This window comes from Serratia sp. 201, assembly GCF_037027545.1.
Taxonomy (GTDB): domain Bacteria; phylum Pseudomonadota; class Gammaproteobacteria; order Enterobacterales; family Enterobacteriaceae; genus Serratia; species Serratia bockelmannii.
Map to the genome: position 1 here is coordinate 338625 of NZ_JAXCHC010000003.1, position 16736 is coordinate 355360.

The 16736-nt window shown below is 55.8% G+C and carries 17 protein-coding genes and 1 tRNA gene; 7 read left to right on the plus strand and 11 right to left on the minus strand.

What is annotated here, in order from left to right; translation table 11 throughout:
* Positions 1-112 precede the first annotated feature (112 nt).
* The 6 genes from WA302_RS17215 to WA302_RS17240 form a co-directional block, all read right to left on the minus strand.
* Entirely contained in the window at positions 113-997 is an 885-nt protein-coding gene (locus tag WA302_RS17215; protein ID WP_043142145.1) for an ATP-grasp fold amidoligase family protein, read from the minus strand.
* A gap of 50 nt (positions 998-1047) precedes the next feature.
* Positions 1048-2343 (minus strand): lysine N(6)-hydroxylase/L-ornithine N(5)-oxygenase family protein, encoded by a 1296-nt coding sequence (locus WA302_RS17220; protein ID WP_025304263.1) that lies wholly within the window; start codon positions 2341-2343, stop codon positions 1048-1050.
* A gap of 929 nt (positions 2344-3272) precedes the next feature.
* The gene (locus WA302_RS17225) at positions 3273-4133 is read right to left on the minus strand and encodes a hypothetical protein (protein ID WP_238476092.1); all 861 of its coding nucleotides are present in this window, start codon (positions 4131-4133) and stop codon (positions 3273-3275) included.
* Between the two features lie 36 nt (positions 4134-4169).
* Positions 4170-4652 carry an Hcp family type VI secretion system effector gene (locus tag WA302_RS17230; RefSeq protein ID WP_025304261.1) on the minus strand — a complete coding sequence of 161 codons (483 nt, stop codon included), beginning with the start codon at positions 4650-4652 and terminating at the stop codon, positions 4170-4172.
* Positions 4653-4699: 47 nt separating this feature from the next.
* Positions 4700-5182 (minus strand): Hcp family type VI secretion system effector, encoded by a 483-nt coding sequence (locus WA302_RS17235; RefSeq protein ID WP_025304260.1) that lies wholly within the window; start codon positions 5180-5182, stop codon positions 4700-4702.
* Between the two features lie 711 nt (positions 5183-5893).
* Positions 5894-5969 (minus strand) — tRNA-Phe (locus WA302_RS17240).
* A gap of 706 nt (positions 5970-6675) precedes the next feature.
* Between WA302_RS17240 and speF the strand changes: the two genes are divergently transcribed.
* Positions 6676-8841: an ornithine decarboxylase SpeF gene (gene speF / locus WA302_RS17245; protein WP_049208424.1), complete on the plus strand. Its 2166-nt coding sequence runs from the start codon at positions 6676-6678 to the stop codon at positions 8839-8841.
* 50 nt (positions 8842-8891) lie between these two features.
* Here the strand turns inward: speF and mltC are convergent, their stop codons facing one another.
* The 3 genes from mltC to mutY form a co-directional block, all read right to left on the minus strand.
* Positions 8892-9968 (minus strand): membrane-bound lytic murein transglycosylase MltC, encoded by a 1077-nt coding sequence (gene mltC, locus WA302_RS17250; RefSeq protein ID WP_004937402.1) that lies wholly within the window; start codon positions 9966-9968, stop codon positions 8892-8894.
* A 63-nt stretch (positions 9969-10031) separates the two neighbouring features.
* The gene (locus WA302_RS17255; protein WP_004937404.1) at positions 10032-10304 is read right to left on the minus strand and encodes an oxidative damage protection protein; all 273 of its coding nucleotides are present in this window, start codon (positions 10302-10304) and stop codon (positions 10032-10034) included.
* Positions 10301-11401: an A/G-specific adenine glycosylase gene (mutY, locus tag WA302_RS17260; RefSeq protein WP_074055087.1), complete on the minus strand. Its 1101-nt coding sequence runs from the start codon at positions 11399-11401 to the stop codon at positions 10301-10303. The genes WA302_RS17255 and mutY overlap by 4 nt, the downstream gene beginning before the upstream one ends.
* Positions 11402-11578: 177 nt before the next feature.
* Between mutY and trmB the strand changes: the two genes are divergently transcribed.
* The 6 genes from trmB to WA302_RS17290 all read left to right on the plus strand — a co-directional run bounded on the left by trmB (position 11579) and on the right by WA302_RS17290 (position 14966).
* Complete coding sequence (trmB, locus tag WA302_RS17265; RefSeq protein ID WP_043141355.1) at positions 11579-12298, plus strand: tRNA (guanosine(46)-N7)-methyltransferase TrmB; 720 nt, start codon at positions 11579-11581, stop codon at positions 12296-12298.
* On the plus strand, positions 12298-12624 hold the full coding sequence (locus WA302_RS17270; protein ID WP_025304256.1) for a YggL family protein: 327 nt from the start codon (positions 12298-12300) through the stop codon (positions 12622-12624). Before trmB ends, WA302_RS17270 begins: the two co-directional genes overlap by 1 nt.
* A gap of 95 nt (positions 12625-12719) precedes the next feature.
* The gene (gene glsB, locus WA302_RS17275; protein WP_004937414.1) at positions 12720-13643 is read left to right on the plus strand and encodes a glutaminase B; all 924 of its coding nucleotides are present in this window, start codon (positions 12720-12722) and stop codon (positions 13641-13643) included.
* A 30-nt stretch (positions 13644-13673) separates the two neighbouring features.
* A complete protein-coding gene (locus WA302_RS17280; RefSeq protein ID WP_043141352.1) occupies positions 13674-14396 on the plus strand; it encodes a DUF2884 domain-containing protein in 723 nt (240 codons plus the stop codon).
* A gap of 95 nt (positions 14397-14491) precedes the next feature.
* A complete protein-coding gene (locus WA302_RS17285; protein WP_004937418.1) occupies positions 14492-14734 on the plus strand; it encodes a DUF4160 domain-containing protein in 243 nt (80 codons plus the stop codon).
* A complete protein-coding gene (locus tag WA302_RS17290) occupies positions 14718-14966 on the plus strand; it encodes a DUF2442 domain-containing protein (RefSeq protein ID WP_025304253.1) in 249 nt (82 codons plus the stop codon). Before WA302_RS17285 ends, WA302_RS17290 begins: the two co-directional genes overlap by 17 nt.
* 38 nt (positions 14967-15004) lie before the next feature.
* Here the strand turns inward: WA302_RS17290 and hemW are convergent, their stop codons facing one another.
* Positions 15005-16147 carry a radical SAM family heme chaperone HemW gene (hemW, locus tag WA302_RS17295; protein WP_033635947.1) on the minus strand — a complete coding sequence of 381 codons (1143 nt, stop codon included), beginning with the start codon at positions 16145-16147 and terminating at the stop codon, positions 15005-15007.
* Positions 16140-16733 carry an XTP/dITP diphosphatase gene (locus WA302_RS17300; RefSeq protein WP_043141349.1) on the minus strand — a complete coding sequence of 198 codons (594 nt, stop codon included), beginning with the start codon at positions 16731-16733 and terminating at the stop codon, positions 16140-16142. The genes hemW and WA302_RS17300 overlap by 8 nt, the downstream gene beginning before the upstream one ends.
* Between the last annotated feature and the right edge of the window lie 3 nt (positions 16734-16736).

Here is a 16736-nt window from a genome sequence, read left to right on the forward strand (position 1 = left end):
TCGGCCCGATATCCCTCAGGGCAATACCGGCCCGCGGGCTGCAAAAAGGCCGGCCGGTATTTATCCTCAGGCGCAGCCGATCTTCACTGTGGGATGTGGGACCAGGTGAAAATCAGTGCTGTTGCAACGTCAACATCTCGCCAAGCAAAACATCGGTTGGCGGCAGAATATCCGTATCCAGCCCGGCGGATGGGGTAAAGGTCAATTCGCCGAAAATGATTTGGCCTTTGGAGATGTAGAAATCAACGCGAACAAACTCGAAGGGCGCGGACAAGCGTGAGGCGTACTCAAACAGCTCATCGTAGCCTTCTGGCTTCACGAAGGCGTCTATTTCTTCCTGGCTCAAGGCCAGGCAGTCATCGCTGTAGCACAGAAACTTGAAATCTTTGTCAAAGAAGTAATACTTCGGCGACCCGGTTTCTCTGCCGACACACAGCAACGTGCAGTAAGGTACACCGCGGAAACAATAGATTTTATAGTCTTCAGGTCCGTGACCATTGGCCGATTCGATATATTTCTCCCCAATGATCTTTTTTTGTATCCCTTTGTAGTTGAGCTCTACATAAGTTTTCCAATAATCGTCTTTCATCCAACCGTCGATCAATTTTTTTGCGCTCTTGATATTCAGCAATTTTTTATTCTGGCAAATCAGGTTATACCCGGAACCGTGATTCCCTTTGATCACAAACTTATCCGGCAATGCGTCCCACGGAATATCGTTTACTGAATCACAGGCAAAGTACAATTCATTAAGGATCTCTTCGCACCCTTGATCTTTGATGTACTGTCTTACCGCATATTTATCTGCACACTGCTTCACCAACGCATTGTGACTATAGCCATTCAATTTCAGGTGATTGATCTTTTCATTCCAGGTGGACGGCGCCTGCAAGTTTAACGGTTTGCCAAATGCTTTTTTGTAGAGCAATCTGGCCTTGAATTCGGGGGCCAATACGGCCAGCTGCTTCGTAATAAATTTAATGACTTGTCTTTTCATATACGTAATTCCATCAAAGCGTAGTGACAATGATTAAGTCGTTCTTGTATTTAAAACGCGGGTGGTGCGCTTTCACTGCGCCATTGAATGGCTGTCGGCGTTGTTCCCAGATCAAATGGCTTGTGGTCTAACGCCCGATTAAGAATGCGAGCCGACCGCCACGCCATCAGGCTCAACTGCGGATCGGCAATGCCGTGATTGTGCATACTGGCGTTCATGGCGAATAAGCAGTTCTCCGCCGGGCCTTCCCACTCAAAGGTAAAGTCTGGGGCGATGCGGTATTCGCCCTCCGCAGTGGTTAGTAAGCGGTGGGCCAAAGGTTCAAGGAACTCTGGCGTGGCCGATTGATAACCGGTGGCAAAGATCACCACGTCCGCCTTGAAGGCTTCTTCGCCGTGATCGAGATGATGACGCGTTTCGAGTTGGTAGGCGTTATCCAGCGTGTGTTTCACGGCCGTCAGCGAACGGCTGGGCAGCAGGCGCACCCATAATTTCTCGCGCAGGACGTCGAAGCGGTGGTACATGGCGCGATAAATCGCTAGCAGCGACTCACTGGTGATGCCGTCTGAGGTCATTTTCTGTTCGGCCAGCATATGCCGTTTGGCCGCGCTATCCAGTGAGTAAAAGCTCTCGACGTAATCGGGCGTGAAGTATTCGTTGGCAAAGGCCGCTTCATCGAGCGCATTATAGTTGTTGCGGCGCGATATCCAGTCGAGCTGCTCCGGTTGCCCCCATTCCCCTTTAAAAATATTGAGGAACAGGTCTGCGCCGCTCTGGCCGCCACCGACGATCGCCACGCGTTTGCCGGTCAGATCGGGGTTGCGCAGCATCATTTCGCTGGCGTGGAAACAGCGATCGCTTTGCGTCGTCACGCAATCAGGCAGCTTTATTTTCTTGCCAATACCGATACTTACGTGCCTGGCGTGGAAGACCTTATTCGAGGTGGTCACCACGAACTGGCGCTGCCGATCGTCAAATTCGACCCGCTGAACGTCTTGATTGAATGCCAATGATCCCATCCCGGCGGCGGCCCAGGTGAGGTAATCGGCGAACTCTTCGCGCGATGCGGTGCGCTGCTCCGTCGTCAGGAAACGATAAAATTTTCTGTTTTTTACCAGATAGTTGAGAAAGCTGTAGCGATTGGTTGGGGCAACCGCGCTCACTAAATCTTTTAAAAAGTTGGTCTGCATACTGCAGTCCGCCAGGATCATCCCTGGGTGCCAGGAGAAATGAGGTTTGCGTTCAAGGAATTGTCCCGTAAATCCCTCTATTTCACTTCCTAAGGCTGCCAGGCTAAGATTCGACGGGCCAAGGCCAATACCGATGATATCCAAATGCTGATTCATTAATAAGCTCCAGTATAATGAGAATAATACCCAGAAATACGGCCGCAGATAGGGTGGCTTATAGCAACCAGGCTGCCTTTTTCTTATAAGTAAGCTTCACGAATTAAATGTAATTAAACGGTGTGCAGGCCAAAAATACCGCACTTTTAAATGCCCGTTTAGAATTCGGTAGCGCATTAGGTAAAGGCTACGGGTGTATTTCTTTCCATGAAAATTCCTATGAAGGTTTTGCGCGTGTATTTAATGAATATTCCTAAGTAAAAATCCGATCTCTCCCTGATTCATCAAGCCATAAAAACGGCCACCAGGGAGGATGCCCACCGTATGAGTTCTTATCTGCTTTTCTGGTGTCTATGCCATTGCATTGCCGGGATCGGTGTATTCGTTGCTTAGAATAGCCTTAAAATAGGCACGGGGAAGGTGAAATAACGTGATATTAGAGGCAGGATGCTTTTTGCAAAGATGAAATCGGAAGTGAAATTATGAAATCTGCGCGTTGTGATTTAGTTTTTATCATTAAATTCAATGTGTTATTTTATTTTTTGCGGCAGGGTATCACACTCTTTCACTAAGGTGATACGCACACTTCTGTACCTTTATCTCTTCTTGTTGCCCCCCGAATGGCAATATTTTACCCCGAGTTGCATCACCCTATGGGCGCGGATGGTTCGCGTTAACTACCGGTGTTAGGGTTCGTTTAATTAATGCCGGGCAAAGGCTGGCCGGAGAGGACGCTTGCTCGAGGCGAGTGTGAAAAACCTGGCCACGCTGGCGCAACGGTTGAATCCGATCCGGCAATCTGCCTTGTCATCATCATTGACCATTCTTACCGACAATAAAAATCTTTTGGTCAGCTCGAGGCATTTTTGCCCCCTGGACTGAATGGCTACCGTTGCGCCACAAGCGTGAAGACCTGCCAGGTTGATCAATCACGGGAGCTTCAAATTGCTGAGATAGTCATACTGGGCTTTCGAAATGTCCAGTTCCCCATCGCTGAAAAAAACTTTTATAAACATATCGCCCTGGCCGACGATATCTACACGCTCGTAGGTTCCCGTTACAAAACGGCGCACGATGGCCTGAATGGTCTCGGCATAGTTAGCAGGAACTGCATTATTATCCGTGACTTTTTGTTCAAATGTAATAGGGTACTCTGCTTGAGGATCGGGGCTGTATTGTGCGCGTTTGGCTGTGCTTTCAAACTTGAAATCATTAAAGGCATTGTGGGTAGAGTTAAACATATCGGCAAGGTTTTTGATATGCGCCGCCATCTGATTCACGACCATGGTTTTATTGGTCACGAAGCGTTTACCCAAATAAGTGCCTGTCACTACAGCGAGCTGGGCGGCATTTCGGCCTAAAATGCTGCCAACGCCAGAACCGGCTCCCGTCCATAATCCCGCGATCAAAACCAGACCGGCCCCACCTACGGTACTCGATGCGATATTCTCAAAATGCTGAACACGGGCTCCCATTTGCCATGAGGTTCCGGGAAAAGAGACATTAATTCGGTTATCCAGGTGATTAATTCTTCCGCCTGGTCGTTGTCCTGACTCAATAGTATTGGCTGTCAACCGGCGGTTGTTTTCATCTTTGAGTTCACCCAGCGTAAACGCGATCTGGCCGGTCTCCGTTTTTGTTAATCGAAAGACTTCTTCTGGTGACAGAGACCTGACGAGGATCAGCGCCTCATTTAAAATCTCGCGGGTCAAAAAGTTGGCCGACACCCGATTATTCGATTCGTGTTGCGATGTCAGAGCTAAAATTTCATGTGACTTAGGAAATGCCATAATGCCCCCGTCATTACGATATGCACCGTAATGTGATTAGCTTTCTTTATTTTGCTTAATATCCCAGCCCATCTGCACCGAAGCCCCTTTATTACCTTGCTTCGCTTGCTCCCAGTATTCCATCGACACTTTACCGGCCTGAAAAGAGTACTCAATGCCTAGCGTGGAACCGTGCTCGACACCGATGAAGTCGGTATGAGTCACCAATACATCTTCCAGGGTAATGCGGGTATATTCCACTTCCTGCCCACCGGCTTTGCAAAGAGACAACTGCACCTTGGCGAGATGTTTACCGGCCGAGCAGTATTTCAATAAGGCAGGTGTCGCTTTATCTATCAGAGCCTGTACGGTCAGATCGCGAAAGTTCACTTTACCCGCACCGCCGCCGCCGCCAACGGCCATATTGCCAGGCTGTCGCGCGCCCCAGTTAAAGGAAAAGACATCGATCCATTGCTTGTGATTCGCATTTTTCGATTCACCATTAATGCCTTCAACTTTTAAAAACATATCCATTGCCATGATTTTATCACCCGATCATTAACGTATTGTTAGGTGCCAGAATGCGCTTAGCTCTCTTTATTCTGCTTGATATCCCAACCAGATTTGCTTTCCGCGCCTTTAGTGCCGCTGCTGCCTTGTTCCCAGTAACTCATGGTGACTTTTGACGCCTGGAAGGCGTAATCAACCACGATCGCATCATTTTGGCCTACACCGTTAAAATCGGTTTGCGTCACCAGAACGTCTTCGAGAACGATTTTGGAATACTCCACCTGGTTGCCGCCCGCTTTGCATACGGAAAGCTCGATTTTCGCGACATGTTTTCCACTGGAACAATATTTGAGAATAGCGGGCGTAGATTTGTCGATAAGGGCTTGAATACGGAGGTCTTGATAATTCACTTTTCCAGAGCCACCCCCGCCGCCAACAGCCATATTTCCTGGCTGTGAAGCGCCCCAGTTAAACGAAAGTACGTCGGTCCATCCTTTATGATTGCTGTCTTGGGACTCGCCCGTCATTCCTTCAACTTTCATATACATATCAATGGCCATTGTCGCCGGATCCTCCATTATTTCGTGTTGGCAGCGGAATAGGTTAAAAATGCCTTATCAATGGGTAAAATTCAGCATAGCCCTATATGAATGAATTGACAGTAATGTCGTTTTTATTCGGAATGTTCCTAGTTTTTGTGCAATATATTATTATTTAACAATGGGATGCGGTTATATGTTCGTAACTGTCTCCCATCACCGTTCGACAATAAAACACTCAATAAACACGGAATATGAGCGCGTTCGTTTGACGTTCGGGTAGTTGGGGATTAGGGGCGCTCTTTCGAGAGAGTCCACCTGTAATGCGAAGTTACACCCCATCGGATGAAGCGATGGGGAATCCGTACCCCAGAAAGCGAAAAACCCGCCATAGGCGGGTTCTTCTGAATAGGGCGACCGGACTCGGACAACCGGCGCTGGCGCCGTGTTGAACAGCGCTTTAGCGCTGGCCCGCAGGGTGAGGTCTCAGACCGAATAATCGAACGCAGTTCGATGGAGAGTCCGTACTCCAGAAAGCGAAAAACCCGCCATAGGCGGGTTCTTCTGAATAGGGCGACCGGACTCGGACAACCGGCGCTGGCGCCGTGTTGAACAGCGCTTCAGCGCTGGCCCGCAGGGTGAGGTCTTCAGACCGAATAATCGAACGCAGTTCGATGGAGAGTCCGTACTCCAGAAAGCGAAAAACCCGCCATAGGCGGGTTCTTCTGAATATGGTGCCCGGACTCGGAATCGAACCAAGGACACGGGGATTTTCAATCCCCTGCTCTACCGACTGAGCTATCCGGGCAACGGGGCGCATTAAACCGTATTGGCCGGATGGCGTCAATCGCTTTCTGTCACAAAGCCGATCGGTTGCTCTATTTTCAGGCAGATAACCAAAAGGGGAGTGGCGCAGGGAGCCAACGCTACTCAATAAATATGCATATAAAACGTGTATTTATACCACTTTAAAATGCGTGATTTCTTGTTTTTAAATTAAATAACAATTAGTTATGCTTGGTTCAATAGGCGTTCAATCAAGACGATTCTTGCTTGAACCCCGCAACGAATCATGCAATCATTGCGCAAATTTTAGCACTCTCCGTTCCCTGACGGTGTTCCCGCTTCTTATAAGCCAGAGGGTTATTGGCATGACTGGTTTTGTTGCTCAAGCGCTGCTGCGCACCAGACATCTGACGCCGTCACCGTTCCGTCGTTGTTTCCTCCGCACGTCCTCCGCCCGAATACGCCTGCCGGCCATGCGGTAAGGCCGCCTGATGCTCGCTGTTAGGCATGCGTAAAGCCAGCGCTTCTGCCCTGATTTTACTGATGCCTGTCGGATGCTGCCAAGACCAGTTCCCCCGATAGCCGCCTGATGATCCCCCGATCATGAGCCGGTCACGCACGCCGCTTATGCTGCCGTGCCCGGGTATCGCTTTTACCGGGATAACCGCGTTATCTCATTACCGTGCCGGTGGCACACCCTCATCCTTCACCGTTTGAGAGTCAGCATGATGAAAGAATTGAAAATCGCGACCAGCGCCAGCCTGGTCGCCACCATTGAGACGCTGCGCCAGATCGTGCGCGTAGAGCAGACGGACTACACCGACGTGGCGGCGGTGGTGGTGTCGGTCGCCGACGTGGACGCCGGCATTCTGGCGCGCTTGCAGGCGACGGGGTTCGATATTCCGACCTTCGTGGCGGTGGAAGGGGACGAGCATCTTTCCCCGGATTATCTGCCGTTTGTCAGCGGGGTCTTCGCGCTGCTGGCCGGCGCCAGCAAGCCATTCTACATGGCGCAGCTGGAGGCCGCCGCCGACGCCTACGAGCAGGCGCTGCTGCCGCCGTTCTTCAAAACGCTGAAGACCTACGTCGAGATGGAAAACTCGACCTTTGCGTGCCCGGGGCATCAGGGCGGAGAGTTCTTCCGCAAACACCCGGCCGGCCGGCAGTTCTTCGATTTCTACGGTGAAACCCTGTTCCGTTCCGATATGTGCAACGCCGACGTCAAGCTGGGCGATCTGCTGATCCACGAAGGATCGGCCAAGGATGCGCAAAAGCACGCGGCGCGGGTGTTCAACGCCGATAAAACCTACTTCGTGCTCAACGGCACCTCGGCGGCCAACAAGGTGGTGACCAACGCGCTGCTGACCCGTGGCGATCTGGTGCTGTTCGATCGCAACAACCACAAATCCAACCACCACGGGGCGCTGATCCAGGCTGGGGCCACGCCGGTCTATCTGGAAACCGCCCGCAACCCGTTCGGCTTTATCGGCGGTATCGATGCGCACTGCTTCGACGAACGCTACCTGCGCGAGCAGATCCGCGAAGTGGCGCCGGAGAAAGCCGCAGCGGCACGGCCGTTCCGGCTGGCGATCATTCAGCTCGGTACCTACGACGGCACGATTTACAACGCTCGCCAGGTGATCGACACCATCGGCCACCTGTGCGATTACATCCTGTTCGACTCCGCCTGGGTGGGCTACGAAGGCTTTATTCCGATGCTGAAAGAGTGCTCGCCGCTGCTGCTGGAGCTGGACGAGCACGATCCGGGCATTTTTGTCACCCAGTCGGTGCATAAACAGCAGGCGGGGTTCTCGCAGACCTCGCAGATCCACAAGAAAGACGACCATATCAAAGGGCAGAAGCGCCACTGCAACCATAAGCATCTGAACAATGCGTTCATGCTGCATGCGTCGACCAGCCCGTTCTATCCGCTGTTCGCCGCGCTGGACGTCAACGCCAAGATGCATGCCGGCGCCGCCGGACGTCGCATGTGGATGGACTGCGTCAAGCTGGGCATCGAGACGCGTAAACAGCTGCTCACGCGCTGCTCGCAGCTGAAGCCGTTTATTCCGCTGCAGGTGGCGGGCAAGGACTGGCAGGATTACGATACCGATCTGATTGCCAATGACGCGCGTTTCTTCACCTTCGTACCGGGGGAAACGTGGCACGGCTTCGAAGGCTATGCCCAGGATCAGTATCTGGTGGATCCGTGCAAGTTGCTGCTGACCACGCCGGGGATTGACGCCGCGACTGGCCAATACACCGAGTTCGGCGTGCCGGCCACCATTCTGGCCAACTTCCTGCGCGAGAACGGCATCGTGCCGGAGAAGTGCGATCTCAACTCGATCCTGTTCCTGCTGACTCCGGCGGAAAACCCGGCCAAGATGGAACAGCTGGTGGAGATGCTGGCGCAGTTCGAGCGCTATGTTGCAGAAGACGCGCCGCTGAGCGTGGTGCTGCCAACGGTGTACCGCAAGAACGAGCAGCGCTATCGTGGCTACAGCATTCGCCGGCTGTGCCAGGAGATGCACGATCTGTACGTCAGCTTCGACGTCAAGCAGCTGCAAAAAGAGATGTTCCGCCAGGATCATTTCCCGCCGGTGGTGATGAACCCGCAGGACGCCAACGTGGAGTTTATCCGCGACAACGTCGAGCTGGTGCCGATCGGCCAGGCGGAAGGGCGCATCGCGGCGGAGGGGGCCTTGCCGTACCCGCCGGGCGTGCTGTGCGTGGTGCCGGGCGAAGTGTGGGGCGGCGCGGTGCAGCGCTATTTCCTGGCGCTGGAAGAGGGCATCAACCGCCTGCCGGGCTTCTCGCCGGAGCTGCAGGGGGTCTACATCGAGAAAAAAGATCACGGCTGGAAGCGCATCTTCGGCTACATGATCAAGCCATAGAAAAAGGGCCGGTTCGCACCGGCCCTTCTCATTTATCCACGCGGGAAGCGTTACTTTCTGCGGTAGCTCTTCTGCGCGGTATTTACTTTCACCAGATAGCGGCGCGACTCGGCGGCCGGGTGCTTGGTGGTCAGCGTTTGGTACACGTCGCCCGGCTGCATGCCGTTGATGATGCCCACCGCACGCGTTCTGTCGCTGGAGAACACCCGCAGCACGCTGCCTGCGCCGCCGTTGTAAGCGGTGATCACCGCATAGCGGCGCGAGGTCGGGTTCTGAATGCCGCCCAGGTAGTTGTTCTGCAGGATAGCCAGATAGGCGGTGCCGGTGTCGATGTTGTTTTCCGGATCGAACAGGTAGCTGCGGCTCGGGGTGCCCCACTTGCCGCGCATCTGGAACACATCCTTACCGGCGGTGTGCTGCACCACCTGCATCAGGCCCAGTGCGTCCGAACCGCTCACCGCATACGGGTTGAAGCTCGATTCGGTCTGCATGATAGCCAGGATCAGCGACTCGTCCACGCCGTATTTTTCCGACGCCTTGCGCACCATCGGCAGGTATTTGTGCGCACGTTTGTCCAAGTGGTTCGGCACCAGCTGGATGGTGACCGAGTAGATCACGTGCAGGCCGGAGGTGCGTTTTTGCAGCTTGGTCTGCAGCAGGTAATCGGCGAAGTGCGCCGCGCGCCATTCCCAGCGGATCGGCGCGCCCTTGTTATCCAGCACCTGGCCGTACAGGAACGGCTCTTTGCTGATCTGGATATCGTTGGCGTCGGAATAGAGGTCGATCGAACCCGGATCGTCACCCATCAGCAGCGTGCTGATGATCGCCTGGCGCAGGTGCGCAGCCGGATCGGTGGTGGCGATGGTCTCGATGGTAATGGCGCCGGTGTCGAAGTTGATGTGGCTGCGGGTTTGGTATTGGTCGGTATATTTAACGTAGTCTTTCGGCCCGGCGATCAGAACTTCATTCAGACCCCAGATGTTCTCGATGTTGTGGGCAAATTGGCCCATCAGAATGTCGAAGCCGTTGGTGTCTTTGATCCAGGCTTCGTTGATTTCTTCACTTTTTTTGCCGGAACAGGAAATCAGCAAAGGCGCTATTACGAGCAAAGCTAAAATTTTCTTCATCTTAAAGCCGTTTGGAAGAAGTATAAGAGGATTGAAGCGGGCCAGCGCCTGGCCCCAACAGCGTTATTCGCTCGGCGGCGTATAGCCTTCGATGTGTACGTCGTGCCCTTCGAACAGGAACTTGATCATTTCCTCTTCCAGCAGCTTGCGGTCATCCACGTTCATCATGTTCAGCTTCTTCTCGTTGATCAGCATGGTCTGCTTCTTCATCCACTCGCCCCAGGCTTCCTTGGAGATCTCGTTGTAGATGCGCTTGCCGACGTCGCCGGGATAAAGCTGGAAGTCCTGGCCTTCGGCGTCGCGCTGCAGGAAAGTACAAAAAATGGTGCGGCTCATGCTAATTCCTCATCGATGGCGCTATCGCCATATAAGTTTTGTTGGATCGGGGGCTGCTTCGCCAGCTGTTGCAACAGGCGGTCCACCGGCGCTGCCAGCCCGACCGATGGCGGCTGCGCTAAGTTATACCAGAGACCCGCGCCCTCATCCATGCCACTGCCCGCCGCGTCGAGCGACAGCCACATCGGCACGATATCGAGATGGAAATGGCTGAACGTGTGGCGAAATGCGGTCAGCTGTTCCAGGCGCTTGCCTTTCAGACCGCGCTGCTGCAGCCAGAGTTCCAAATCCACGCGCGCGCTGAACTGCGGGAAGCAGAACAGGCCGCCCCACAGGCCCACCGCCGGGCGTTGTTCCAGCCACACGCGGTCGCCGTGCTGCAGCAATAAGAAGTAGGCGGTTTTTTCCGGCAGAGTCTGTTTGGGTTTCTTGCCGGGGTAGTTGGCCCAGCTGTGGTTGGCGTAAGACAGGCAGCCGACGTTGAGCGGGCAGAGCTCGCACTTGGGCTTGGAGCGGGTGCAGACCATAGCGCCCAGATCCATCATCGCCTGGTTGAACTGGCCGACGCCCTGAGCTGGGGTCACCTCTTCGCTGATTTTCCACAGCCGGTTTTCGACTTCTTTCTTGCCCGGCCAGCCTTCCACCGCGTAGCAGCGAGCCAGCACGCGCTTCACGTTGCCGTCGAGGATCGGATAGTGTTGGCCCAGCGCCAACGACAGCACCGCGCCGGCGGTAGAGCGGCCAACGCCCGGCAAATCGGCGATTTCTGCGAAGGTTGTCGGGAACTCGCCGCCGTGCTGTGAGACAATGGTCTGCGCCGCCTTGTGCAGGTTACGGGCGCGGGCGTAATAGCCGAGACCGGTCCACAGATGCAGCACTTCGTCCAGCGGGGCCTCCGCCAGCGCGCGCACGTTAGGAAAACGGGCCATAAAGCGCTGAAAATAAGGAATGACGGTGGCAACCTGGGTCTGTTGCAACATCACCTCGGAGAGCCATACTTGATAGGCAGTTTTTTCCAGCTGCCACGGCAGAGTCTTGCGACCGTAGCGCTGATACCAGTCAAGCACCACCTGTGCGAATTGTTGTGCTTGCATCATGGGCAGCGTCGTTATCCGGCAGAAAATGAAGCGAGATTGCAGCATAGAGTCATGGTGCTGTAAACCGGAACTTTCCGACGCCGCACGGCGGGTACAGAAGATGAACACTTGCTAAACCAATGTATCTTTGCATAATGCGCGTTTCCCTAATTGGCAGCCAAACAGACAGAAAGCACTATGATTAATGACGTCATCTCCCCGGAATTTGATGAGAACGGCCGCGCGATGCGCCGTATCCGCAGTTTTGTCCGCCGCCAGGGGCGGCTGACCAAAGGCCAGCAGCACGCGCTGGAGAACTATTGGCCGGTGATGGGCGTGGAGTATCAGACTGACGCTGTCGATCTCACCGCGCTGTTTGGCCGCGAAGCGCCGACGGTGCTGGAGATCGGTTTTGGCATGGGTGCCTCGCTGGTGACCATGGCGGGTAACAACCCGCAGCAGAACTTTTTAGGGATCGAAGTGCACTCGCCGGGCGTGGGCGCCTGCCTGGCCGACGCCCACGAGGCGAAGTTGAGCAACCTGCGCGTGATGTGCCACGATGCGGTTGAAGTGCTGGAAAACATGATCCCGGACGGCTCGCTGGACATGGTGCAGCTGTTCTTCCCCGATCCGTGGCACAAGGCGCGCCACAACAAGCGCCGCATCGTGCAAACGCCGTTTGTCGAACTGGTGCTGCGCAAGCTGAAGACCGGCGGGGTCTTCCACATGGCCACCGATTGGCAACCTTATGCGGAACATATGTTAGAGGTTATGAACGGGGTCGCAGGCTACCGTAATCTTTCCAGCGATAATGATTATGTGCCGCGTCCGGATTCGCGCCCACTGACGAAATTTGAATTACGCGGCCAGCGCCTGGGACATGGCGTTTGGGACTTGATGTTTGAGAGGAAAGAATAATGGCTAAGAACCGCAGTCGTCGTTTACGTAAAAAGTTGCACATTGAAGAATTTCAGGAGCTGGGTTTCTCCGTAGCCTGGCGCTTCGCCGAAGGCACGTCGGTGGAAGATATCGACAGCACGCTCGATACCTTCATCGATGAAGTGATCGAGCCGAACGGTCTGGCGTTTGACGGCAGCGGCTACCTGCAGTGGGAAGGTCTGATCTGCCTGCAGAAGATCGGCCACTGCACCGACGAGCATCGCGAACTGGTGAAAAACTGGCTGGAAGCGCGCAAACTGTCCGACGTTAAGGTCAGCGATCTGTTCGATATCTGGTGGGATTGATCGCGCTTGCCCGATGAGCGCGGCTTCGCGCCGCGCCGTTTTATTGATCTAAGGTGCCTTAACGGCGCCTTTGTTTTGCCCGGAGTGTGACCGAGGTGGTAACAACATTGGATAACGCGTTGCTGGAAGAGATCCTGCAACAGGTGCGCCCGCTGATTGGCCAGGGAAAAGTGGCCGACTACATCCCGGCGTTGGCGGAAGTGCCCGCCGATCGGCTGGCGATCGCCGTGTGTACGGTGGATGGCGAACTGTTCCAGGCCGGCGACGCCGCGGAGCGCTTCTCCATCCAGTCGATCTCCAAAGTGCTGAGCCTGACGCTGGCGCTGACGCGCTATCAGGAGCCTGAGATCTGGCGGCGCGTCGGCAAAGAGCCTTCTGGCCTGCCGTTCAACTCGCTGCTGCAGCTGGAGATGGAGCAGGGCAAACCGCGCAATCCGTTTATCAACCCCGGCGCGCTGGTGGTGTGCGACATGCTGCAAACCCGGCTCAGCGCCCCCAAACAGCGCATGCTGGAGGTGGTGCGTCAGTTGGCCGGTGAAGACGACCTGGCCTATGACCTGCGGGTGGCGCGCTCCGAGTTCGAACACTCCGATCGCAATGCGGCCATCGCCTATCTGATGAAGTCGTTCGGCAATTTCGAAAACGACGTCATCACCGTGCTGCAAACCTATTTCCACTACTGCGCGCTGCGCATGAGCTGCGTGGAACTGGCGCGCAGCTTCGTCTATCTGGCCAATCACGGCCGCGATCTCAGCGGCGAGGCGGTGATCAGCCCGCTGCAGGCCCGGCAGATCAACGCCCTGATGATGACCAGCGGCATGTACGACGGCGCCGGCGAATTCGCCTATCGGGTGGGGATGCCGGGCAAGTCCGGCGTGGGCGGCGGCATCGTGGCCATCGTGCCGGACGAACTGTCGATCGTCGTTTGGTCGCCGGAACTGGATGCTTCCGGCAACTCGCTGGCGGGAACTGCGGCGCTGGAACTGTTGTCTCAACGTATCGGTCGTTCGATTTTTTAATCCCAGTCTGGATGGGAGTCAGGAGAAGCTATGTTGAAGAAAACCGGGTTAGCCTTACTGCTGCTGGCGGCGACTGCCGCGCAGGCGCATGCCGAGTACCAGTGCAGCGTTAAACCCCAGGACGATGTGATCATCAGCCCGCAGAGCGTGCAGGTGAAAGGCGCCAGCGGCGATCTGCAAATATCGCCGGATGGCGACGTGATCCGCAACGGCCAGGCGCTAAGCTTGAATGACAGCCAGCGGCAGAAAGCCTTCAGTTACCAGAGCGCCTTGCGCAAGCAGCTGCCGTGGATCGACGACGGCGCGCAGAAGCACCTGGAGAAAGCCCGCTCGGCGCTGGATAAGGTGATCGTTAAAGAGCTGGGCAGCAACAGCAACGTGCGCAACCGGCTGACCACCCTGAACGGCCAGCTGAAACAGCAGATGAACCGCATCATCGAACACCGCAGCGACGGTCTGACCTTCCACCACCAGGCGATTGACCAGGTGGAACAGGACGGCCGCAACATCGTGCAGCAGAGCATGGGCGGGGTGCTGCAGGACAGCCTGAACGAGATGGGCGTCAAACAGGCCGCCAACAGCGGCGGCAACCCGCTGCAGGCGATCATGGGCAACCTGGGCGGCTTGCAGAAGGCGATCCAGAACGAATGGAACAACCAGGAGCAGGACTTCCAGAACTTCGGTCATGACGTGTGCAACCGCGTCACCGCACTGGAAACCCAGCGCAAGGATCTGCTCAAGGCGTTGAAGTAACGGATAGGCATAGCCGCCGTGCGTTCTTTGACCTCACGACGGCTATCTGAGAAACTGGCTAAACTATAATCAATGGGCAAAAGGATTTTGCATTGATGCCAGTGATATTCCGTTATAAAGGCTATAGGTTCTTTTTTTATTCAAATGAGGGTGACCCGCTTGAGCCGCCGCATGTTCATATCAGAGACGCTGAGGCTGAAGCGAAATTTTGGTTGGTTCCTGGCGTGCAGTTGGCGCGTAATGATGGCTTTAACGCCAGAACGCTAAAAGAGTTGGCTGGTCTGGTTGATACCTATCAGGCATTGTTTTTGGAGGCTTGGCATGAGTATTTCGGCTAAACGCGTCAGCTTTGACGATACGACGATGTGGGTCGAACTAAGTGACGCCAGAATTATTGGCGTGCCGCTGGCCTGGTTTCCCCGTTTGTTGAACGCGACGGAAGAACAGCGGGCGGGGTATGAGCTCAGCGCTCGCGGCATCCATTGGGACGCGTTGGACGAGGATGTTTCCGTTGAGGGATTGCTGAAGGGGCGTGGCGACGTGACGCACCGCCCTCATAATGCCGCCTGAACATGAAAAAAAGCGCTGATCATTCAGCGCTTTTTTTTTTACTCGTCGTCCGCCAGGAACAGTTCCAGCAGCGAGTTGAGGAACAGCTTGCCCTTCTCGGTAATTTGCCAATGCTCCGCGGTTTCTTCCAAATAGCCTTTGGCCAGCGCTTCGTCCAGCTGCGGGCGAATAACGCTTTCCGCCAGCCCGGTGTAGTTGACGAAGTCGGCGCGCGGCGCGGCTTCCAGCAGGCGGAAGCGGTTCATGAAGAACTCGAACGGCCGATCCGCCGCCGCCACCTCATGCTGCTTGTCCATGTAGTCGCCGCGCATAAAGCCGCGCGGGTGCTTGGTCTTGGCGGTGCGCAGGATGCGTCCGTCGCTGAAGGTCACCTTGCCGTGCGCGCCGCAGCCGATCCCCAGATAGTCGCCGAAGCGCCAGTAGTTGAGATTGTGCTGGCATTGGTAGCCCGGCTTGGCGTAGGCCGAGGTTTCATACTGCTGATAGCCGGCGGCGCTCAGCAGCTGGTGGCCGCGCTCGAAGATGTCCCACAGCGCGTCGTCGTCCGGCAAGACCGGCGGGCGTGAGCTGAACAGGGTGTTCGGCTCGATGGTCAGCTGATACCACGACAGGTGCGGCGGATTGAGGGCGATCGCCTGGCGCAGATCGTCCAGCGCCTCTTCCAGCGACTGATCCGGCAGGCCGTGCATCAGATCGAGGTTGAAGCTGCGCAGGCCAAGGCCGGTCGCCAGCGTCGCCGCGCGTTTGGCTTCTTCCGGGCCGTGGATGCGCCCCAGGCGGGTCAGCTTCTCGGCGCTGAAGCTTTGCACCCCAATGGAGATGCGGTTGACGCCGGCGCGCTGGTAGCCGCTGAAGCGATCGGCTTCCACGGTGCCGGGGTTAGCCTCCATGGTGATTTCGGCGTCGTCGGCGACGCGAATGCGCGCCCGCACGCCGTCCAGCAAGGCCTGCATCGCCTCGGCGCTCAGCAGGCTGGGGGTGCCGCCGCCGATAAAGATAGTGCTGATTTCCCGGCCGCCGGCCAGCGGCAGGTCGGCATCCAGATCCGCCAACAGATGATCGACGTACTCCTGATGCGGTACGTCACCCTTCAGCGCATGGGAGTTGAAGTCGCAATACGGGCATTTCTGCACGCACCACGGGATGTGGATGTAGAGACTCAGCGGGGGCAGCTTAAGCATTGCGCATGGCTTCCAACATCAGCTTCAGCGCCTTGCCGCGGTGCGAAATCGCCCGCTTCTCGTCGCGGCTCAGCTCGGCGGCGGTGCGCCCCAGTTCCGGCACGTAGAAGACAGGGTCGTAACCGAAGCCGCCTTCACCGGCGGCCTGTTCGGTGATTTCGCCGGCCCAACTGCCGTGGAACACCAGCGGCGTCGGGTCTGCCGCATGGCGCAGATAGACCAGCACGCAGTGGAATTGCGCGCCGCGCTTGCCCAGCGCCACGTCTTTCATCGCCGCCAGCAGCTTGTCGAGGTTCTGCCGATCGTCGGCGTCTTCACCGGCGTAGCGTGCGGAGTAGATGCCCGGCGCGCCGCCCAGCGCGTCGACCGCCAGACCGGAGTCGTCGGCGATCGCTGGCAGGCCGGTGACCTGTGCCGCATGGCGCGCTTTCAGAATGGCGTTTTCGATAAACGTCAGGCCGGTCTCTTCGGCGGATTCCACGCCCAGATCGGTTTGCGCGACCACGTCCAGGCCGAAATCGGCCAACAGGTCGGCAAGTTCGCGCACTTTGCCCGGGTTACCGGTGGCAAGAACGACTTTTTGCATAAT